Genomic DNA, 20,530 nt, shown 5'->3' with positions numbered 1-20,530 from the left:
TGCGATGACCGACACCATCGATGCGCGGGCGGCGCTGTACGAGGTGATCCGTGCCCGCCGTGACGTCCGCGCGGAGTTCACCGGCGAACGCGTCGACGAGCAGGTCCTGTGGCGGGTTCTGGGGGCGGCGCATGCCGCACCCAGCGTCGGCAACACCCAGCCGTGGGACTTCGTCGTGGTCCGCGACCCGCAGCGGCTCGCCGAATTCGCCGACCACGTCGCCGGGTGCCGTCGCGCGTTCGCGGACTCGCTGCCGGAGGAACGGCGGCGCACGTTCGATCCCATCAAGGTCGAAGGCATCGTCGAGTCCGGCACCGGGATCGTGGTCACCTACGACCCGTCGCGCGGCGGGCGGAACATCCTCGGCCGACACACGATCGACGACGTGGGCGTGTTCTCGGCGGTGTTGTCGATCCAGAACCTGTGGCTCGCGGCCACCGTCGAAGGACTCGGCGTCGGCTGGGTGTCGTTCTACGACGAGGCGTTCCTTGCCGACTTCGTCGGAGCCCGGCCCCCGGTGCGGCCGATCGCGTGGCTGTGCGTCGGTCCCGTGACCCGGTTGCAGGAGGTGCCCGACCTCGAGCGGTTCGGATGGCGGACCGGGCGGCCCCTCGCCGACGCCGTGCATGCCGAAACCCTTCAGGTGCGCGACGCCTGACGTTCACCCGGCCCTGTCACCGTGGAGCCATGAGCGGCGAGCTGATCGTGTCGGTGTCGGGCATCAGGGACGAGACCCGCCCGGCGGTGGACGCCTTCGCCCGGGAGATGGACGCCCGCGGCGTGCCGCTGTCGTTGCTCGTCGCCCCGCGCCTCAAGGACCACTACCGGCTGGCACGTGATCCGCACACCCAGGAGTGGCTGCTCGAGCGTCGCGAGGGCGGCGACGCCATCGTGCTGCACGGCTACGACCAGGCCGCGACCAAGCGGCGGCGCGCCGAGTTCGCGGTCCTGCCCGAACACGAGGCGCGGCTGCGGCTGCTCGCCGCCGACCGGGTGCTCGAGGAGACGGGACTGCGGACCCGGCTGTTCGCGCCGCCGCGCTGGCTCGCCTCGCCGGGCGCCGTCGCGGCGCTGCCCGCCACCGGGTTCCGGCTGATGGCCGGCGTCGCCGGGATCCACGACCTCCACCGCGACACCGTCACCCACGCGCGGGTGTTCGGCATCGGGGAGGGTGCCAAGGCCGAACCGTGGTGGTGCCGGGCGATGGTGATCGGCGCCGGCCGGGTCGCGCGGCGCGGCGGGCTGCTGCGGCTGTCGATCTCCGGCAAGCAACTCGACCGTCCCGGACCGCGGCAGGCGATGCTCGACGCGGTCGACCTCGCCCTGCATCTCGAGGCGCAGCCCTCCGTCTACCGCTGGCCGCCGCGCGCACGCACACTCGGCGCGGCCTGAACCCGCAGATCCGCCCACGCGAACCTACCCTGCAGTAGGTTGGCGGGCATGGACGCAGACGCGATCGTGGTGGGCGCCGGCCTGGCCGGGCTCGTCGCCACAGCCGAACTCCTCGACGCCGGGCGCACTGTCGTGCTGGTCGATCAGGAGAACTCACACAACCTCGGGGGACAGGCCTTCTGGTCGTTCGGCGGGCTGTTCTTCGTCGATTCCCCCGAACAGCGCCGGCTCGGCATCCGCGACTCGTACGACCTGGCCCTGCAGGACTGGATGGGCAGTGCCGCGTTCGACCGGGAGGACGAGGACTACTGGCCGCGCCGCTGGGCGCAGGCCTACGTCGAGTTCGCGGCCGGAGAGAAGCACGCGTGGCTGAAGGAACGCGGGCTGAAGCTGTTCCCCATGGTCGGCTGGGCCGAGCGCGGCGGCTACGACGCCGGCGGTCACGGCAACTCCGTGCCCCGCTTCCACATCACGTGGGGAACCGGACCGGGACTCGTCGAGATCTTCGCCCGGAAGGTGCTCGACGGCGTCGACCGTGGCCGGGTGGTCCTGCGGAACCGGCACCGCGTCGACGACCTCGTCGTCACCGGCGGTGCCGTCACCGGGGTGCGCGGAACCGTGCTCGAACCGTCGTCGGCCGCGCGGGGGGTGGCGTCGTCGCGCGTGGCGACCGGCGAGTTCGAATTCTCGGCCGGCGCGGTGATCGTCACGTCGGGTGGCATCGGCGGCAACTACGACCTGGTGAAGAAGAACTGGCCGAAGCGGCTGGGAGACCCGCCGAAGCACATGCTCACCGGCGTGCCGGCGCACGTCGACGGGCGGATGCTCGAGATCACCGAGCGTGCCGGGGGGCGCATCGTCAACCGCGACCGGATGTGGCACTACACCGAGGGCATCACCAACTACGACCCCGTCTGGCCAAACCACGGCATCCGCATCCTGCCCGGCCCGTCGTCGCTGTGGCTCGACGCGACCGGCAAGCGACTTCCGGTGCCGCTGTTTCCGGGCTTCGACACCCTCGGCACCCTCGAGCACATCGTGCGCAGCGGGCACGACCACACCTGGTTCGTGCTCGACCAGAAGATCATCGAGAAGGAGTTCGCGCTCTCCGGTCAGGAACAGAATCCGGACCTGACCGGCCGCGACATCCGCAAGGTGCTGCAGCGGGTCAAGCCCGGCGCGCCGGCGCCGGTGGAGGCGTTCAAGCAGCGCGGCGTCGACTTCGTCGTCCGCGACACCCTCGTCGAACTGGTGGCAGGGATGAACGGGATCACCCCGGACGCACCGCTGGACTATGCGACGGTGAGGCAGGTCGTCGAGGCCCGGGACCGCGAGATCGCGAACAAGTACACCAAGGATCTGCAGGTCGCGGCGATGCGCGCGGCCCGCGCCTACGTGCCGGACCGGCTCACCCGCATCGCCGCCCCGCACCGGTTGCTCGACCCGAAGGCCGGTCCGCTGATCGCGGTCAAGCTGCATCTGCTCACCCGCAAGACGTTGGGCGGGCTTGAGACCGACCTGTCGGGCCGGGTGCTGACGACCGGCGGCTCGGTGTTCGAGGGTTTGTTCGCCGCGGGGGAGGTCGCCGGGTTCGGCGGCGGCGGAGTGCACGGCTACCGCTCGCTCGAGGGCACCTTCCTCGGCGGCTGCATCTTCTCCGGCCGCGCCGCCGGTCGCGCCGCGAGCCGCTGACGCGGCCGGTGTGTCTTTCGGGCGGCTACCGCAGCCCGAAAGACACACCGGCGGTTACGCCTCCACCGAATCCTCGGCGGGCAGCACCCGGAACTCGGTGCCCTCCGGCGCCATCTCCGAGTAGCGGCCGTAGAAGATGCCGGTGGCCTGGTCCGCGACGATGCCTTGGTGGATCGGCACGGCCACCCGCGGGTTGACCGCGCGCAGGTAGTCCACCGACTCCCAGATCTTCAACCACGGCGCCGCGGCGGGCAGCGCGAGCACGTCGACCTTCTCGTGCGGGATGTACAGCGAATCGCCCGGATGCAGCAGCCGCGCCGGGTTCTCGTCGTCACCGAGCAGATAGGCGGTGTTGTCGATGACCGGAAGTTCCGGATGGATGACGGCGTGCCTGCCGCCCGTGCCGCGCACCCGCACGTCGCCGACGGTGAATGCGTCGCCCGGGTGCACGGCCTGCCAGCCGCCGCCCAGCTGCGCGGCGGTCTGCGGGTCCGCATACAGGGCGGCCCCCGGGTTGGCCTCCACCAGCGCCGGCAGCCGCGCCGGGTCGGCGTGGTCCGGGTGCTGATGGGTGACCAGGATCGCGTCGAGCCCCGTGATGCCCTCGAAGCCGTGCGAGAAGTTGCCCGGGTCGAACAGGATCGTCGCGCCGAGATGTTCCACGAGCAGGCAGGAATGTCCGAAGTGGGTCAGTCGCATAGACCCGAGTATGGACCGTCGGGCGCGGCTGTGCGCCGAGCGGATGTATCGTCCTGTCGGCCCACGGAGACGAACGGGACATTCCCTCGGCCCGCGGGCGGGTCAGCGCACTTCTTCGGATCCGCTCGCCGCCTGCTGTGCGAGCGACCGGCCCCACTGCTCGGCGCGTTCCTCCTCGCCGGGCTCGAGTGCCGACTGCTTGTCGACGAGGAAGCTCTCCGGGTCGGCGACGAGCTCGAACCCGTGCTTGCGCAGCTTCCTGGCGATGCCCTTGCCGGCGCGGCCGGTGAGCACGGCCGCCAGGTCGATACGTGTGTCGAACGCTGCGGCCCGGCCGCCGCCGGACGGCAGCGAATCGAGCCACTCGCGGACGCCCTCGCTCTCGGCGTCGGGTTCGAGCGTCAGTCCGCTGTCGGGTTTCTCGGCCTGTTCGGCCGCGCCGTGGCGCGTCGACTCGCGGCTCATGCCGTGCGCATGTGTGGGGCCGCCGACGACCACCAGGTCGTAGTCGGACAGGCTCTCCTCGTGTGCCTGAGTGACGGGGACCGTGCGTACCGCGTCCGCCGGTCCCAGCCCGCGCGCGACAGCTTCCGCCACGTGACGGGTGTTCCCGAACATCGATTCGTACACCACCAGTGCTCGCATGCCGCGCCTCCTCGGCTGGGCGGAAAGTCGATGACCGTCCAACTCAGCATAGGAGCCGTCGGACCGAGCGAATGGGCCTTTCCTGCGGAGATCGGCGATACATTCGCTCGGGTGGGTGGCGTTGTGCGGAGCCGCGAGGAGAGGAACGGGACATGACGGATACGGTGCAGACCGGAGCGGGCGCGGTCCGGGGGACGGTCACCGACGGGGTGTGGGCGTTTCTCGGCATCCCGTACGCGGCGGCCCCGGTGGGGCCGGCGCGGTTCGCCGCCCCGGCACCGGCGCCCCGGTGGGAGGGGGTGCGTGACGCCACCGCGCCCGGTCCCACCTGTCCGCAGTCGCCGTACGCCGCACCGGCGGCCGCGTTGCTCGGCAACGTCATCGAACCCGGCGACGAGTGCCTGAACCTGTCGGTGTGGACCCCGGACCCGGGTGCCTCGGCACTGCCGGTGATGGTGTGGATCCACGGCGGCGCATTCACCCGTGGATCGAACCGGATCGAGAGCTACGACGGGCGTGCCTTCGCGCGCGACGGGGTGGTGCTGGTGTCGGTGAACTACCGGCTCGGGATCCCCGGATTCCTGTCGCTCGACGGCGCGCCGGACAACCGAGGCCTGCTCGACCAGATCGCCGCGCTGCGCTGGGTACAGGACAACATCCGGGCGTTCGGCGGCAACCCCGACAACGTGACCGTGTTCGGCGAATCGGCCGGCGGCATGAGCGTGGCCGCATTGCTCGCCTCGTCCGCCGCGACGGGCCTGTTCCACCGCGCCGTCGTGCAGAGCGGCAATGCCACCGCAGCCGCGGACGTCGAGGACGCGCGCCGGGTGACGGCCGTCCTCGCCGGAAATCTGGGGGTGCCGGCCACCGCCGCGGCGTTCGGTGCCCTCGACCCCGGCCGCCTGCAGTCCGCGCAGGACGACCTCGGCCTCGAACTGGCGCAGAATCCGGACCCGGCCCGATGGGGTGCGTCGGTGGTACAGCGCGGACTGGGGGTGATGAGCCTGTTCCCCACGATCGACGGGGAGGTGCTCACGTCGCTGCCGATCGACGCGCTGGCCACCGGAGCAGGCACGGATGTGCCGGTGCTGGCCGGAACGACCACCGACGAGTTCCGGTTCTTCCTGGTGCCGACCGGCATCGCCGCGGCGATCACCGCGGACACCCTGCCGTTCGTCCTGCACCGGTACGGGATCGATCCCGCGACCGCCGATCTCTACGCCGGCCACCGTCCCGGAGCCACTCCCGGGGACGTGCTCGCAGCGATCCTCACCGACTACGCGTTCCGGTCGGGCACCGTCGCCCTCGCGGACGCGATCGTCCGCGGCGGTGGAACGGCCCGGCTGTACGAGTTCGCGTGGCCGAGCCCCGTCCAGGACCTGCGGGCGTGCCATGCGCTCGAGATCGCGTTCGTCTTCGACCGTCTCGACGTCGCCCACCGGCTCACCGGAGACCGGCCCCCGCAGTCGCTCGCCGACGAGATGCACCGCGCCTGGGTGCAATTCGCGACCACCGGAGATCCGGGGTGGGCGCCGATCGGTGCCTCGCGACCGGTCCGGGTGTTCGGGGGCGAGGGCGATCCGGTGGTGACGGATCCACGGTCCGACGAGCTGGCGTGCTGGATCGGCTGACGTCCCCGCCCCGATCCGGATGACGGTGCGTCCCGCGTCCGGCCGGCCGCCCGCGCCCGTCTCCGGGTGCCGACCGCCGAGTGCCCCTACCGGCCGGTGCCGGCGACGAGCTGCTCGACACGCTCGTGGAAGATCCGCCAGCGACGCTCGTTCTCGTGCGTGAGGACGGCGCTGTGTGCGGCGAGATCCGAGGCATGGTCGAGCATTTCCGCGGCCGAGAAGAGATAGCGCGGAGCGACACGATCCGCTGCGAGGTCCGCACGCAGCGCGGCGGGGGCGAAGTCCACCCGCTCGAGGATCGCGACCGACCGGTCGAGGTGGCGGGCGACGAGTTCGGTCGTCGACGCGCACTGCCAGTCGTGGGAGACGATCCGGTGCCGTTCGGCGAGCAGATCCGCCAGCGCCGGGTATGCGAGCAGTGCCGCGAGCATGTCCCAGGCCGCCGCCATGGCGGACGCGAGCCACTGCCCGGTCGTCCGGCTCGCCTCGGCGAGTGCGCGGAGGTCGGCCTTCAACCGGGTGATCTCCGCGGGTTCGCCGCCGCCCTCCATGAACAGGATGCCGAGCGTCTCGGTGGCGCGGTCGTCGTTGAGGTCGGGTGCCCCGGCGAACGGGCTCGGCGACGTGTCGTCGGCCGGGGCGACCACCGACCATCGTTCGGCGAGGGCCTTCAGGGCACGGGAGCTGCGCTGGAGCCGGATCACGTCGTGGTAGGGCGATTCGGAATAGAACTTCTCGTGCTCGCGGTGGAAGCGGGCGAGGTTGCGCACCGTGAGCAGCAGCGGGTCCGGCTCGGCCTGCATGCGTCGAGCGTGACACAGCGCGACGCGGCGCCGCCGGGGAATCGACGACTCCCGGCAGCGCCGCGTCGGCCTCGCCGCTCAGTGCGAGCTGAACCGCCGCAACCGCAGGCTGTTGCTCACCACGAATACCGAGCTGAACGCCATCGCCGCCCCCGCGATCAGCGGGTTGAGCAGCCCGAGCGCCGCGAGTGGCAGGGCCGCGACGTTGTAGGCGAACGCCCAGAACAGGTTGCCCTTGATGGTGCGCAAGGTCGCGCGGGCGAGCCGGATCGCGTCGGGAGCGGCCCGCAGGTCCCCACGCACGAGGGTCAGGTCCGAGGCCTCGATCGCGACGTCGGTGCCGGTGCCCATCGCCAGTCCGAGGTCGGCCTGGGCGAGGGCGGCCGCGTCGTTGACGCCGTCGCCGATCATGGCGACGACCCGGCCCTCTTCCTGCAGCCTCGCGACCACCTCGACCTTGTCGGCGGGCAGGACCTCGGCGATGACCTCGTCGATGCCGACCTGCTTCGCGACGGTCTCGGCGGCGCTGCGGTTGTCGCCGGTGAGCAGCACCGGCCGCAGACCGAGTTCGCGCAGTTCCGCGATCGCCGCGGCCGAGGTGTCCTTGATCGTGTCGGAGACGACGACGATCGCCCGGATGCGCCCGTCCCAGGCGATCCACACCGGTGTGCGGCCCTCGGCTTCGGCGGCCCAGGCGCTCCGTCGCAGCGGTTCGGGCGCGGTCAGCGACCACTCGTCGCGCAGCCAGGACAGCCGGCCCGCGAGCACGGCGTGACCGTCGACGACCCCGGAAACGCCCCGCCCACCGTGGTTTTCGAAGTTCTCCACGGGTAGGAGAGCGCCGGCGGCCGCGGCCCGCTCGGCGACGGCGCGCGCGATGGGGTGCTCGGAAGCGTGCTCGAGCGCCCCGGCCAGGCGCAGCGCCTCGCTGTCGTCCTCACCGTCGGCGGTGTGCACGGCCGCGACGGCCATGCGGCCGGTGGTGACGGTGCCCGTCTTGTCGAGCACGACGGTGTCGACGCGGCGGGTCGATTCGAGGATCTGCGGTCCCTTGATGAGGATGCCGAGCTGGGCGCCGCGACCGGTGCCGACGAGCAGAGCGGTCGGGGTCGCGAGACCCAGCGCGCAGGGGCACGCGATGATCAGCACCGCGACGGCTGCGGTGAACGCCGCTGTCACCGAGTTGCCGGTGAGCAGCCATGCCGCGAGGGTGAGCAGCGCCAGTCCGATGACGATCGGGACGAACACCGCCGACACCCGGTCGGCGAGCCGTTGCACCTCGGCCTTGCCGTTCTGCGCCTCGGTCACCAGGCGTGCCATCTGGGCGAGCTGGGTGTCGGCGCCGACGCGGGTCGCGCGGACGACGAGGCGGCCCCCGGCGTTGACGGTGGCTCCGACGACGGGGTCGCCGGGCCCGACCTCGACCGGCACGGGTTCGCCGGTGAGCATCGACGCGTCGACGGCGGAGGTGCCGGAGACGACGACGCCGTCGGTGGCGATCTTCTCGCCGGGCCGCACGACGAACCGGTCGCCGACGGCGAGTCGGCCGATCGGGATCCGGGTTTCGAGGTCACCGTCGCGGAGCACGGCGACGTCCTTGGCGCCCATGTCGAGCAGTGCCCGCAGCGCCGCGCCCGACTGCCGCTTGGCGCGGGCCTCGAAGTAGCGTCCCGCCAGGATGAAGGTGGTGACCGCGGCGGCGACCTCGAGGTAGATGTGCGGCTCGGAGCTGCCCGTGGGCAGCAGATCGAACGACATGCGCATGCCGGTCATGCCGGCGTGGGTGAAGAACAGTGCCCACAGCGACCAGAGGTACGCGGCCGTGACGCCGACGGAGATGAGGGTGTCCATCGTGGCGGCGCCGTGCCGGGCATTGGTCCAAGCTGCGCGGTGGAAGGGCAGCGCCCCCCATACGACGACGGGGGAGGCGAGAGTCAGGGTCAGCCACTGCCAGTTGTCGAACTGCAGTGCCGGAATCATCGACAGCAGCACCACCGGCACGGTGAGGACCGCGGAGACGGTCAGGCGCTGCCGCCAGGCCGCCGCCTCGTCCGGTTCGGGGGCGGCCTCGGTGGTCTCCTCGTCCCGCGCCGGGGCGGGGAGGGCGGCGGTGTAGCCGGTCGCCTCGACGGTTGCGACGAGGTCGTCGGGGGCGACCCCCTCCGCGTAGGCGACCTTGGCCTTCTCGGTCGCATAGTTCACGCTGGCGGTCACCCCATCCATGCGATTGAGCTTCTTCTCGATGCGCGCCGCGCAGGAAGCGCAGGTCATGCCGCCGATCGAGAGTTCTACCTCGTGCACCATCTCACCCGTGGTCATGAGCGGGTCCCTTCTCGAGTCGACGGGTCACTGCGGGGCGAGGCGGTAGTCGCCGGCCTCGTCCAGGGCGGTGGCGACGGCGCCGGCGTCGAGGCCGTCGACGCTGGTCACGGTGACGGTGGAGACACCGCCCGCGACGAGCTCGACGTGGACGTCCTCGACACCGGGCAGGGCGCGCAGTTCCTCGGTGACGGCTCCGGCGCAGTGGCCGCAGGTCATGCCGACGACGGGGAAAGCCTGGGTGTTCATTCGGGGGTCCTCACTGCTCGGTCCGGTCGGTTCGGTGGGGTGGCTGCCGCAGCGGCAGCCGCTGGCCGTGTCGGTCAGGGGCAGGAGCCGGGTCATCGCGATTCTCCTCTGCGTGGGTGCACCCCATTTATACCCCCTAGGGGTATGAACCGCCAGGGCGGGACGTCCTCTTCATCGAATCTTCAGGAATGTCGCGTGCGGCCCGGGTGGGACAAGGCCCGGAAGCGGCGGGCCGGCCCGCTTATCCTGAGAAGCTCCGACAGGACCGACGGCAACATGTGAGGCAACGAGGTGGACGACGCAACTTCGGCCCGCACCCTGTTCCCGGGGCCGGATCCGACCGCGACCGCCCACCGCGATGCCGACTGGGCGGCGACCCAGCTGGGGCCGATCGACACCTGGCCACCCGAACTGACTGCGGCCGTGCGGACCGTCGTCCCGTCCCGGGTGCCCATGCTGCTGTGCTGGGGGCCGGACCTCGTTCAAATCTTCAACGACGCCTTCCGGCCCCTCCTCGGCGAGAAGTTCCCCACGGCGGTTGCCCAACCGGTCGCCGAGTGCTGGGCCGAGGTGTGGGACTCCCTCGACCCCCTGTTCGCACAGGCTCAGCGCGGCCGATCGACCCTCTCGGAGCGGATGGAACTGTCGATCCGTCGTTTCGGATACATCGAGGAGACCTACTGGACATATTCCTACAGCCCGGTCCGCGCCGCCGACGGCGCCGTCGCCGGGATCTTCGTCGCCACCACCGACGTCACCGAGCAGGTGCTCGCCGAGCGCCGGGCCGCCGTCCTGCGCGAACTCGGCCAGCTCGCAATGACGGAGACGGACACCGCCCACGACGCCGGCCGGGCCGCCCTCGGCCTGCTCGCCGGCCACGAGGAGGATCTGCCGTTCGGCAGTGCCCACCTGTGCTGCGGGGAGACGATGACGACGGTTGCCGAGTTCGGCACCGTTCCCGGCGCCGCGTCGGACCTGTCGGAGGTGATCGCCCGGGTCGCCGAGTCCGGCAAGGCCGAGACCGTTGCGGATCTCGGTCCCGACGGCGACACCGCGGTGGTCCTGCCGCTCCCGGTCTCCGCTGGTGGCCCGGCCGGCTCCCTCGTGCTCGGCATCAGCCGGTTCCGCGAGCTGAACGAGCAGTACCGGGTGTTCCTGGACATGGTCGCGGTGCGCGTGTCCACGGCCCTGTCCGATGCGCAGGCCTACGAGGCCGAACGCCGGCGGGCGGCCGAACTCGCCGAGCTCGACGCCGCCAAGAGCCGGTTCTTCGAGAACGTCAGCCACGAGTTCCGCACCCCGCTGACCCTGCTCCTCGGCCCGCTGCAGACCCTGCTCGACGAGCACACCGCCGCGTTGCCTCCCGCCCAGGTCGCCGCCGTGGCCGCGGCGCGGCGCGCCGCCCTGCGTCTGCAGCGGCTCGTCGACATGCTCCTCGACGTCGCCCGGGGGGACGCCGGCCGGCTCGCCGCCCACAGCGAGCCCACCGACATCGTCGCGGTCACGCGCGACGGTGTCGAGCTGTTCCGGGACACGGCGGACCGTGCGGGGCTCGCGCTCGAGGTCGACGTCGACGATGTGCCGAGCCGGTACGTGGCCATCGACCGCGCGATGTGGACGCACATCGTGCTGAATTTGTTGTCCAACGCGATCAAGTTCACCCAGGCGGGATCGGTCTCGGTGACCCTGCGGGGTGACGGGGCGAACCTCGTGCTGCGTGTCGCCGACACGGGCACGGGCATCGCGGAGGCCGAGCGCGGCAAGATCTTCGACCGCTTCTACCAGGTCGGCGACCGGTCCGGCCGCAGCCGCGAAGGGTCGGGCATCGGGCTGTCCCTCGTCGCGCAGTTCGTCGCCGCACTGGGCGGTTCGGTCTCCGTCGACGACGTCGCTCCGCACGGGTCGGTGTTCACGGTGACGGTGCCCGCGGTGCCGAGTGCCCAGCCGGCGCCCGGTGCCGCGGACGACGTCGTCGCCTCGGCCGGCGCGGCGTACCTGGGGGAGATCGAGGCGTGGCGGCCCGTCGCGGTGCCCGCGGCCGGACCGCGCGAGGGACAACCGTGCATCCTCCTCGTCGAGGACAACGCGGACATGCGTGACCATCTCCTCGGCCTGCTCACCGCCCAGGGCTGGCACGTCGACGCCACGGCCGACGCCGAGTCGGCGCTCGAGCTGATCCGGTCCGAGCTTCCCGACCTGCTCCTCACCGACGTCATGCTGCCGGGGCGGAGCGGGTTGTCGCTGCTGCAGGACGTGCGCGGCGAGGAACGACTGGCGCGGCTTCCGGTGATCCTGCTCACGGCCCGGGCCGGATCGGAGTCCACCGTCGAGGGATTGCGAGCCGGTGCCGACGACTACGTCGTCAAGCCGTTCCACCCCAGCGAGCTCACGGCGCGGGTCCGGGTGCACCTGGAAATGTCGCGGCTACGGGAGGAGGTGCTCGCCGCGAGCGCGCACGAGGCCGCCTCGCTCCGGATCGCTCTGGATAGCCGGAGTGTCACGAGCCGCGCAGTCGGCCTGCTTATGGCAACGCACCGGGTCGACGCGGATACCGCGTTCGCACAGCTGTCGGCGATGTCCCAGGCGACGAACGTGAAGGTCCGTACCCTCGCGGCCGAGATCGTCGAGAACTTCACGGCGTCGCTCGCCGAGCAGCAGTCGCCGCGGCCGTGACGGACCTGCCGGCGGGCGGCCCTGCCGATTCCGGGCCGTCCGGGGTCGGCCGGTAAACTGCGGGGCGTCCGGTGTCCGTCCCCGGGCGCCAGCACTACTACCGAGGAGCAGCACGTGGCTCGTGTCGTCGTCGAAGTCATGCCCAAGGCCGAGATTCTCGATCCTCAGGGCCAGGCCATTGTCGGGGCGCTGTCGCGACTGGGCTTCGCGGGCGTGTCCGACGTCCGTCAGGGAAAGCGCTTCGAGCTCGAGGTCGACGGCAGTGTCGGCGACGCCGAGGTCGAGAAGATCGCCGAGGCGCTGCTGGCCAACACGGTCATCGAGGACTGGACCGTGCGCCGGATCGACGGTGACGCATGAGTGCACGCGTCGGGGTTATCACCTTCCCGGGCACGCTCGACGACATCGATGCGGCCCGCGCCGTCGAACTCGCCGGCGGTGAGGCGGTCAGTCTCTGGCACGGCGACGCCGACCTGAGGGGAGTCGACGCGGTGATCGTGCCGGGTGGCTTCTCCTACGGCGACTACCTGCGCTGCGGCGCCATCGCGCGATTCGCCCCGGTGATGGGCAAGGTCGTCGAGGCCGCTCGGGGCGGTATGCCGGTGCTCGGCATCTGCAACGGCTTCCAGGTGCTGTGCGAGGCCGGTCTCCTGCCGGGTGCCCTCACCCGCAACGAGGGCCTGCACTTCATCTGCCGCGACCAGTGGCTGAAGGTGGAGTCGAACAACACCGCATGGACCACCCGTTACGAGGCCGGTGCCGAGATCCTGGTGCCGCTCAAGTCGGGTGAGGGCCGGTTCCAGGCCTCGGAGAAGGTGCTGGACGAACTCGAGGGTGAGGGCCGCGTGGTGTTCCGCTACGCCGGCGACAACCCGAACGGCTCACAGCGCGGCATCGCGGGCATCTCGTCGGCGAACGGCCGCGTCGTCGGTCTGATGCCGCACCCCGAGCACGCCACCGAAGCGCTCACGGGCCCCAGCGACGACGGGCTCGGCATGTTCTACAGCGTTCTCGACGCGGTCGTCTCCGCCTGACCTCCGTTCGCGGGCAGGATCAGGTCGAAGCGGGCGCCCCACCCCGGCCCGTCGCTCACGGCCGTGAGATCGCCGCCGTGGGCGCGGGCGAGGCTGCGCGCGATGGTCAGACCCAGGCCGCTGCCGCCGGGGCTGCGGGCCGGATCGATCCGGTGGAACCGTTCGAACACCGCGTCGAGCTGATCCGCGGGTATGCCGTCGCCCGTGTCGCGCACCCGCACCCGTACGGTCGCCCGGTCCGCTCGCTCGCACGTGACGACCACCCGGCCCCCCGCCGGCGTGTGTCGTAGGGCGTTCTCGAGCAGGTTCGTCAGGATCTGCGCGACCCGCTGCGGATCGAACCGGACCGGTGGCAACGCCTCGGGCAGTTCCGTCTCGAGTCCGACCTGCTTGTCGGCGAACCGCGGGGCCGCCGCCGATACCGACGCCGCCACCGTCGAGGCGAGATCCCCCTCCTCGGGGTGCAGGTCGAGCGCGTGCTCGTCCGCGGCGGAGAGATCGGACAGGTCCGACACGAGACGCCGCAACCGGTCGAGCTGATGGTGCATCACCTGCCACGAGGTGGCGTCGGCAGGCAGTACGTCGTCCTCGATGCCTTCGAGGTAGGCCTCGAGTGTCGCGACGGGGGTGCGCAGTTCGTGAGCGAGGTCGTCGAGGAGCCGGCGTCGGGAGAGCTCGGTGGTGTACAGGCGGCCCGCCATGTCGGCGAAGGCATTCTCGAGCCGGGCGAAGTCCGCATCGCCGGACCGGGTGATCGGCACGTCGTAGCGGCCGCGCGCGACGTGGCCCGTGGCTTCGACCAGCCGGCTCACCGGCGCGGTGATGCGGCGCATCAGGACGACGGACGTGATCGCCGCGGCCCCGAGCGCGACGGCCGCCCCGGCGGCGAGCGCGACCGCCCCGGCCTGAGCGAACGCCTCCTCGGTGTGCAGGCGCACCTGCGCGTCCTCCACTCCCGCGTGGGCGAGGTGGTAGTGGAACAGCGGGGCCGCCACCAGCGTCGCCACCACGGTGAGCGTCGCCGCCCCGACGAACAGCACGAGCAACTGCGCGATCAGCAGCCGCCCCCGCAGTCCCAGCCGGTTCACCCCGTGGCCTCCATCGCGTACCCGACCCCGCGCACCGTACGGACGAATCGGGGGGCGGCGGCGTCGTCGCCGAGCTTGCGGCGCAGCGCCCGGATGTGGACGTCGACGATATGCTCGTCGCCGAACCAGTTCGGGCCCCAGACCTCGTCGATGATCTGCCGCCGCGACAGCGCCGCCGACGGTCGTTCCGAAAGTGCCAGCAACACATCGAATTCCGTACGCGTCAGCGCCACGGGTGCGTCGTCGACCGAGACGGTGCGCGACACCGGATCGACGACGAGCCCGCCGATGCGCCGCGGTGCCTCCGCCACGGTGCCGCTCCGGGGCCGACGCAGCATGGCCCGTACCCGGGCGACGAGTTCCCGCGGCCCGAAAGGCTTCACGACGTAGTCGTCGGCGCCGACCGACAGGCCGATCACCTTGTCCACCTCGTCGCCCCGGGCGGTGAGCATGAGCACGTACGCGTCGGAGAACGTCCGCAGTTGCCGGCACACCTCGATCCCGTCGAAACCCGGGAGCATCAGGTCGAGCACCACGAGCACCGGATCCGTCCGCCGGGCGAGCGCGACGGCCGTCGGCCCGTCGTGGGCGAGCGCCACCTCGAAGCCCTCCCGTTCGAGATAGCTCGCCACCACCTTCGCCAGGGCTGCTTCGTCGTCGACCACGAGGATGCGAGGACCGGGGGTGTGCACGCCGCCAGGGTACCCAGCGCTCACCGCCGCCCGTCCCAGGTCGCGGGCCGGGTGGGCGACCGGACGGCTGTGCCCGTCGACCGGGGAACTGCCGAGCAGGCCGGTCATCGCCGCGTCCGTCGCGGTGACCGCGCGTCCAGTTCGTCGCGCAGCGCTCGGTAGGTCTCGAGGTCGATCTCGCCGGAGGCGAGCCGCCGGTCGAGGATCCGGCGGGCATCGTCGCCGGGATCCGGTGGGGCCGCTGCCCGGACCACCGCCCACACCACCACCCCGGCGAGCGCCAGCCAGAACCCCGCCATCGCGAGGGCCGCGGTCCAGCCCGCGCCGCCGTACCAACCCATCATCGCGCACCTCCTGTGACGAGTGTGCGCGCCGCCGCATGTAGGCGGGCCTTGCGGGCGATGAAGTTTCGATGAAGGACCGGCCGGGCCGGGGCTGCGGCGCCCGGACCCGGTCGGTGCGGCGGGTAGGTTCGAATCATGTTGTGGAACAAGAGAGTAGTAGCGGCAGCGGCGGCGGTGCCGCTGGCCCTGGTGATCGCGGCATGTGGCAGCGACGAGCCGCAGCAACAGGCAGGGACGTCGGCTCCGGGCACGTCCCAGACCTCGCCTCCGGCCGCGCAGGCGCAGTTCACCGATGCGGACGTCGAGTTCCTGCAGGAGATGTATCCCCACCACGCACAAGCCGTGCAGATGGCCCAGGCGGTGCCCGAGCGCAGCGAGGATCCGCAACTGATCGACCTCGCCGCCCGCATCGAGGCCGCCCAGGCACCCGAGATGGAGCAGATGGAGTCGCTGCTCGCCGAATGGGGGCAGGAGGCGCCGGACGAGGACGGAATGGGGCACGGCGGCATGGGGATGCCTGGCGGCATGCCGGGAATGATGTCCGACGACGAGTGGGACTCCATGATGGGGGCCCGCGGCATGGACTTCGACCGCATGTGGCTGACCATGATGATCGTCCACCACGAGGGTGCGATCGAGATGTCGCAGACCGAACTGGCCGAGGGTGTGAACCCGGAGGCGCGGGCGCTCGCCGAGTCGATCATCGCGACACAGCAGGCCGAGATCGACGAGATGCGCGCCATGCTCGAGCGGTAGTCCCGCCGTCGTGACCGAATCGTGACCACCCGATCCCTTCCATTGATACCCCCTGGGGGTATCAATGGAAGGGCCCACGGAATCGGAAACGGATCGAGGCGAAAGCCATGACACAGCTCGAACATCACGGACACGCGGTCCACACCCCGCCCCCCGGAGGGCAGGACACCGGTCGCGCCCGGGACCGGCACGCCGGCCACGGGCCCCACGGTGAGGTCTTCCGGCGCAGGTTCTGGGTGAGCCTGGTCCTCGCGGTTCCGATCGTGGTCTTCAGCGCCATGTTCGCCGATCTACTCGGCTACACGCTGCCCGACGCCGCATGGGTCGGATGGGTCTCGCCCGCCCTGGGCACGGTCGTCTTCGTCTACGGCGGCAGCCCCTTCCTCGTCGGAGGGTGGCACGAGCTGCGCGACCGCCGGCCCGGGATGATGCTCCTCATCGCCATGGCCGTCAGCGTCGCGTTCGCGGCGTCCTGGGTAACCACGCTCGGATTGGGCGGATTCGACCTCGACTTCTGGTGGGAACTGGCGCTGCTGATCGTGATCATGCTGCTCGGGCACTGGCTCGAGATGCGGGCGCTGGGCTCGGCGTCGCGCGCACTCGACGCCCTGGCCGCGATGCTGCCCGACACCGCCGAGAAGGTGACCACGGACGGCGTGGTGCCGGTCCCGCTCGGCGACCTCGCCGTCGGCGACGTCGCACTGGTGCGGGCCGGTGCGCGCGTCCCGGCCGACGGCACGGTCGTCGACGGCCGCGCCGAGGTGGACGAGTCGATGATTACCGGTGAGTCCCGCGCCGTGCCCCGCGCCGTCGGCGACACCGTCGTCGCCGGCACCATCGCCACCGACAGCGCGCTGCGCGTACGCGTCACCGCGGTGGGGGAGGACACCGCGCTCGCCGGCATCCAGCGCATGGTCGCCGACGCACAGGCCTCGTCCTCGCGAGCCCAGGCGCTCGCGGACCGGGCCGCCGCCTTCCTCTTCTACTTCGCCACCGTCGCCGGCGTCCTCACCTTTGCCGTGTGGACGCTGCTCGGCAACGTCGACGAGGCCGTCGTCCGTACCGTCACGGTCCTGGTCATCGCGTGCCCGCACGCGCTGGGCCTGGCCATCCCGCTCGTCATCGCCATCTCGACCGAGCGCGCCGCCCGCGCCGGCGTACTCGTCAAGGACCGGCTGTCGCTCGAGCGAATGCGCGGCGTAGACGTCGTCCTGTTCGACAAGACCGGGACCCTCACCCAGGGCCGGCACGTCGTCACCGACGTCGTCGCCACCGCCGGCACCACCGAGGACGACCTGCTGGCGTTGGCCGCCGCCGTCGAATCCGACAGCGAGCACCCCGTCGCCCGCGCCGTCGTTGCCGCCGCCGGCGGTCGGGCCACGTTGCCGGCGAAGGACTTCCGCTCCCTGCCCGGACGCGGGGTGCGAGCGGTGGTGGACGGCGCGACCGTGTTCGTCGGCGGTCCGGCCGTCCTCGCGGACCTGCGGGCGCACGTTCCTGCCGACGTCGAGGCCGCGACCGGACCCTGGGTCGCACGCGGGGCGTCGGTGCTGCACGTCGTGCGCGACGGCGCGGTGCTCGGAGCCGTCGCGCTCGAGGACGCGGTACGCGAGGAGTCGCGGCAGGCGATCGACGCCCTGCACGCCCGCGGAGTGAAGGTCGCCATGATCACCGGGGATGCGCTCCAGGTGGCCGACGCCGTCGCCGCCGACCTCGGTATCGACGAGGTGTTCGCGAACGTGCTACCCGAACACAAGGACGCGAAGGTCGCCGAGCTGCAGGCCCGCGGGCACCGCGTCGCGATGGTCGGCGACGGCGTCAACGACGCGCCGGCGCTGGCACGGGCCGACGTCGGCATCGCCATCGGCGCCGGCACCGACGTCGCCGTCGAGTCGGCCGGGGTGGTCCTGGCCGCCGACGACCCGCGCGCCGTGCTGTCGGTCATCGCCCTGTCGCAGGCGAGCTTCCGCAAGATGTGGCAGAACCTGGTCTGGGCCACCGGGTACAACATCGTCGCGGTGCCTCTCGCGGCCGGTGTGCTGGCCTTCGCCGGGGTGGTGCTGCCGCCGGCGGTCGCCGCGGTGCTCATGTCGGTGTCCACGATCGTCGTGGCGCTGAACGCGCAGTTGCTGCGCCGGTTGGACCTGGATCCGGCGAAGGTCGCAGCCGGGAGTCGACCCGATCGTCGTCCGACGTGACGAGAGAACATGACGAGAAAAGGACCCCGTCGCCGTCCCGATCGGCGGCGGGGTCCCTTCTTCTCCGATCCGGAGCGGCCCCCAACCGGCTCCGGCGGGCACTGCCGAATCCCCCGATCGGCCGTGCCGGGCACCACTATGCCGCATGTCGCGGTCGTTGTCTCGAGTAGCATTACGCATCTTTGCCGGGGCCGTCCCGGCCACCGCTCGGCCGGGCGGAACCTGCCCTCAGCCCAGCGGTTCGCCGCGAATTCCGCCTTTCCCGGGTACGGGAGCGCCGCGGCGTGTCACGCTCGAACCATGAAGACCCGGACTGCTGTGGTGGCGGCGGTCGCCGCCCTTTTCCTCCTCACCTCCTGCGGCTCCGACGACGAGACGTCGGCGCCCGCGAGCACCACCCGCCCGGCCGGCAGCGTCGCCTCCAGCGTCGTCGAACGTGCCGTCGACGCGGCGAAGCTGGGGACGTTCGTCGCGACGTTCCGGACGGGATACCCGAACCTGGCCGACGGCAGGGACGATGCCTCCATCGAGGCGATCGTCACCGAGACCTGTCCCTTGATCGACGACGGTGCGAGCGACGAGGAGATCCGCGACAACGTCGCCGAACTGTCCGCCAACGGCGAGGTCACCCCCACCGATCAGCAGGTGGACCGCATCACCCAACTCGTTCGCGCCGCCTGCTGACGGCGACCCCGGTGCCGTTGCGGCACAACCTTGTCGGGCCCGTCCGCTACCGTCCCGGCCATGACACTGAGCATCGGCATGATCACCGTCGACAGCGCCGACCCCGGTCCGCTCGCCACGTGGTGGGCCGAACAGACCGGCGGCCGGATCGAACAGGACAACGGGGGCTGGTTCTTCGTCGTCGGAATGCCCGGCACTGCACAGAAACTCGGGTTCCAGAAGGTTCCGGATCCGACACCGGGCAAGAACCGGATCCACCTGGACCTGGTCGCGCCCGACCTCGACACCGAGGTGAGCCGGCTGGTCGAGGCGGGCGCGAGCGAGGTACACCGCCAGGACATGGGCGGGTTCCGGTGGGTCACGCTCACCGACCCGGACGGCAACCAGTTCTGCGTCGCGAGCAACTCCTGAGGTTCTCCGGTAGAGCGTTGGCGTGTCACCTTTCTCGTGGCGGCACGACCATCGAGGCGGCGTGCTCGCGCAGGTACTCGCGCAGGTAGGGCATGGTGAAGTCGAGCCGGCCGTAGCCGGCGGGTTCGACGAGTTCGGCATTGATCAACCGGAGCCGGTACTGGCTGGCGTAGGTGCCGTTCACGCCGAGGCGTCGCGCGACGTCGCCGATCCGGCTGGGACCGTCGTCGACCGCCATGGCGACGAGGAAGCTGCGGTCGATCTGCGACAGATCGGCCAGGCTCGGCTCGAGCACGAGCGAGCCGATCCGCCGGCGGGCCGCCGCGACGCCGTCGGCGACGTCCTCGGCGGTGATGTGTTCCCGGTCCGGATGGCGGCGCCACACGTTGTGGCCCACCAACTGGATCAGGAAGGGGTATCCGCCGGTGGCGGCCGCGGCCGTGCGGCACTGCTCGTCCCCGATCGAGCGTCCCGACTCCTCGACAGGGACGCGGATCGCCTCGGCGACGTCGTCGAGGGACACGGGGCCGAGGACGTGCCGGTCGGCGCGGCGCAGGAACGTGACGACGTCGTCGCTCAGCAGGTCGCTCACCGCGGCCGGGAGCCCGGCGCCGACGAACGCCAGCTCCCGCTCCTCCCGGAACGCGTGCTGGACGACGGCACCGAGCTCGCGCAGGTCGCCACTGCGCCGGCGGTGCATCTCGTCGACGCTGATCAGCAGCCCGGTGCCGTGGTCGGCCAGGATGCCGGTCAGCTCCTCGAGCTGCCGGCGTAAGCCGTCCTCGGGCCGATCGTCCGCGACGTCGGTCCAGCTCACCGAGACCCCGGCGACGGACCCGCCGGACAGCCGGCGCCGGGCCGGTGGGTCGCGGTGCTCGTGCAGCAGCAGGGGCAGATGCTCGCGGGTGAGCCGGTCGACGAGTCCGGGGGTGGCGGTCTCGGAGATCACCAGCCAGCCCCGACGGCGGGCCTGCTCCTCGGCCTGGTTGAGCATCACCGTCTTCCCGACTCCGCGTGCGCCGGTGTAGAGGGTCGCGCGTCCGGGCGCGCCCGGACCGTCGTCGAGGGAGGCGCCGAAGTCCTCCACCAGGTCGCCGCGCCCGACGAGCAGGGGCGGCGTCACCCCGAACGACGGTCTGAAGGGGTTCCTCACCGGGCCAGCCTAGCTGGAGTTTTAGCTCCTTTTAGTTCTTTTGGTGCTTTTAGCGGTGTCTAGCGGT

The 20,530-nt window shown here is 71.5% G+C and carries 20 protein-coding genes; 11 read left to right on the top strand and 9 right to left on the bottom strand.

The features are described from left to right. Positions 1 to 4 precede the first annotated feature (4 nt). Genes bluB through QYS60_RS09000 form a run of 3 tightly spaced genes read left to right on the top strand, consistent with a single transcriptional unit; the run spans position 5 to position 3,084 of the window. Positions 5 to 658, top strand: coding sequence for a 5,6-dimethylbenzimidazole synthase (bluB, locus tag QYS60_RS09010; RefSeq protein WP_003936556.1), 654 nt, complete (start codon positions 5 to 7; stop codon positions 656 to 658). A gap of 29 nt (positions 659 to 687) precedes the next feature. After that, positions 688 to 1,392 (top strand): DUF2334 domain-containing protein, encoded by a 705-nt coding sequence (locus QYS60_RS09005; protein ID WP_371382950.1) that lies wholly within the window; start codon positions 688 to 690, stop codon positions 1,390 to 1,392. Between the two features lie 48 nt (positions 1,393 to 1,440). Continuing rightward, positions 1,441 to 3,084 (top strand): FAD-binding dehydrogenase, encoded by a 1,644-nt coding sequence (locus tag QYS60_RS09000; RefSeq protein ID WP_371382949.1) that lies wholly within the window; start codon positions 1,441 to 1,443, stop codon positions 3,082 to 3,084. A 54-nt stretch (positions 3,085 to 3,138) separates the two neighbouring features. On the opposite strand, the gene QYS60_RS08995 is transcribed toward QYS60_RS09000, so the two are convergent. Together QYS60_RS08995 and QYS60_RS08990 are read right to left on the bottom strand one after the other, a co-directional pair. Beyond that, a complete protein-coding gene (locus QYS60_RS08995; RefSeq protein WP_371382948.1) occupies positions 3,139 to 3,783 on the bottom strand; it encodes an MBL fold metallo-hydrolase in 645 nt (214 codons plus the stop codon). Positions 3,784 to 3,885: 102 nt separating this feature from the next. After that, positions 3,886 to 4,428 carry a flavodoxin family protein gene (locus QYS60_RS08990; RefSeq protein ID WP_371382947.1) on the bottom strand — a complete coding sequence of 181 codons (543 nt, stop codon included), beginning with the start codon at positions 4,426 to 4,428 and terminating at the stop codon, positions 3,886 to 3,888. Positions 4,429 to 4,580: 152 nt separating this feature from the next. On the opposite strand from QYS60_RS08990, the gene QYS60_RS08985 reads away from it, so the two are divergent. Then, entirely contained in the window at positions 4,581 to 6,059 is a 1,479-nt protein-coding gene (locus QYS60_RS08985; RefSeq protein ID WP_371382945.1) for a carboxylesterase/lipase family protein, read from the top strand. 86 nt (positions 6,060 to 6,145) lie between these two features. On the opposite strand, the gene QYS60_RS08980 is transcribed toward QYS60_RS08985, so the two are convergent. From QYS60_RS08980 to QYS60_RS08970, 3 genes are all read right to left on the bottom strand, one after another. After that, positions 6,146 to 6,862, bottom strand: a complete 717-nt coding sequence (locus QYS60_RS08980; RefSeq protein ID WP_371382944.1) for a hypothetical protein — start codon at positions 6,860 to 6,862, stop codon at positions 6,146 to 6,148. A 78-nt stretch (positions 6,863 to 6,940) separates the two neighbouring features. Then, positions 6,941 to 9,181, bottom strand: coding sequence for a cation-translocating P-type ATPase (locus QYS60_RS08975; RefSeq protein ID WP_289378187.1), 2,241 nt, complete (start codon positions 9,179 to 9,181; stop codon positions 6,941 to 6,943). 27 nt (positions 9,182 to 9,208) lie between these two features. Beyond that, positions 9,209 to 9,526: a heavy-metal-associated domain-containing protein gene (locus tag QYS60_RS08970; protein ID WP_193788695.1), complete on the bottom strand. Its 318-nt coding sequence runs from the start codon at positions 9,524 to 9,526 to the stop codon at positions 9,209 to 9,211. A 195-nt stretch (positions 9,527 to 9,721) separates the two neighbouring features. Here QYS60_RS08970 and QYS60_RS08965 point away from each other — a divergent pair, with 195 nt between their 5' ends. From QYS60_RS08965 to purQ, 3 genes are all read left to right on the top strand, one after another. Then, on the top strand, positions 9,722 to 12,103 hold the full coding sequence (locus QYS60_RS08965) for a response regulator (RefSeq protein WP_371382943.1): 2,382 nt from the start codon (positions 9,722 to 9,724) through the stop codon (positions 12,101 to 12,103). A 114-nt stretch (positions 12,104 to 12,217) separates the two neighbouring features. After that, positions 12,218 to 12,463 (top strand): phosphoribosylformylglycinamidine synthase subunit PurS, encoded by a 246-nt coding sequence (gene purS / locus QYS60_RS08960; RefSeq protein WP_003936546.1) that lies wholly within the window; start codon positions 12,218 to 12,220, stop codon positions 12,461 to 12,463. Next, the gene (gene purQ, locus QYS60_RS08955; RefSeq protein ID WP_203011437.1) at positions 12,460 to 13,137 is read left to right on the top strand and encodes a phosphoribosylformylglycinamidine synthase subunit PurQ; all 678 of its coding nucleotides are present in this window, start codon (positions 12,460 to 12,462) and stop codon (positions 13,135 to 13,137) included. Before purS ends, purQ begins: the two co-directional genes overlap by 4 nt. Here purQ and QYS60_RS08950 read toward each other — a convergent pair. Genes QYS60_RS08950 through QYS60_RS08940 form a run of 3 tightly spaced genes read right to left on the bottom strand, consistent with a single transcriptional unit; the run spans position 13,104 to position 15,261 of the window. Then, positions 13,104 to 14,225 (bottom strand): sensor histidine kinase, encoded by a 1,122-nt coding sequence (locus tag QYS60_RS08950; protein WP_371382942.1) that lies wholly within the window; start codon positions 14,223 to 14,225, stop codon positions 13,104 to 13,106. The genes purQ and QYS60_RS08950 overlap by 34 nt on opposite strands. Continuing rightward, positions 14,222 to 15,025 carry a response regulator transcription factor gene (locus QYS60_RS08945; RefSeq protein ID WP_238586187.1) on the bottom strand — a complete coding sequence of 268 codons (804 nt, stop codon included), beginning with the start codon at positions 15,023 to 15,025 and terminating at the stop codon, positions 14,222 to 14,224. The genes QYS60_RS08950 and QYS60_RS08945 overlap by 4 nt, the downstream gene beginning before the upstream one ends. Then, positions 15,022 to 15,261, bottom strand: a complete 240-nt coding sequence (locus tag QYS60_RS08940; protein WP_003936542.1) for an SHOCT domain-containing protein — start codon at positions 15,259 to 15,261, stop codon at positions 15,022 to 15,024. The genes QYS60_RS08945 and QYS60_RS08940 overlap by 4 nt, the downstream gene beginning before the upstream one ends. A gap of 174 nt (positions 15,262 to 15,435) precedes the next feature. Between QYS60_RS08940 and QYS60_RS08935 the strand changes: the two genes are divergently transcribed. From QYS60_RS08935 to QYS60_RS08920, 4 genes are all read left to right on the top strand, one after another. Continuing rightward, on the top strand, positions 15,436 to 16,017 hold the full coding sequence (locus tag QYS60_RS08935; RefSeq protein WP_054371093.1) for a DUF305 domain-containing protein: 582 nt from the start codon (positions 15,436 to 15,438) through the stop codon (positions 16,015 to 16,017). 107 nt (positions 16,018 to 16,124) lie between these two features. After that, positions 16,125 to 18,215 carry a copper-translocating P-type ATPase gene (locus QYS60_RS08930; RefSeq protein WP_371382941.1) on the top strand — a complete coding sequence of 697 codons (2,091 nt, stop codon included), beginning with the start codon at positions 16,125 to 16,127 and terminating at the stop codon, positions 18,213 to 18,215. 318 nt (positions 18,216 to 18,533) lie between these two features. Beyond that, a complete protein-coding gene (locus QYS60_RS08925) occupies positions 18,534 to 18,899 on the top strand; it encodes a hypothetical protein (protein WP_289378198.1) in 366 nt (121 codons plus the stop codon). A 60-nt stretch (positions 18,900 to 18,959) separates the two neighbouring features. Further along, positions 18,960 to 19,310, top strand: a complete 351-nt coding sequence (locus QYS60_RS08920) for a VOC family protein (RefSeq protein ID WP_289378180.1) — start codon at positions 18,960 to 18,962, stop codon at positions 19,308 to 19,310. A 25-nt stretch (positions 19,311 to 19,335) separates the two neighbouring features. Here QYS60_RS08920 and QYS60_RS08915 read toward each other — a convergent pair whose 3' ends face one another. Next, a complete protein-coding gene (locus tag QYS60_RS08915; RefSeq protein WP_371382940.1) occupies positions 19,336 to 20,463 on the bottom strand; it encodes an ATP-binding protein in 1,128 nt (375 codons plus the stop codon). Positions 20,464 to 20,530 lie beyond the last annotated feature (67 nt).

The organism is Rhodococcus sp. GXMU-t2271 (assembly GCF_041414735.1).
Taxonomy (GTDB): Bacteria; Actinomycetota; Actinomycetes; order Mycobacteriales; family Mycobacteriaceae; genus Rhodococcus; species Rhodococcus indonesiensis.
Note: the sequence above shows the minus strand (reverse complement) of the source record. Positions and strands in the feature narration are given on the sequence as shown.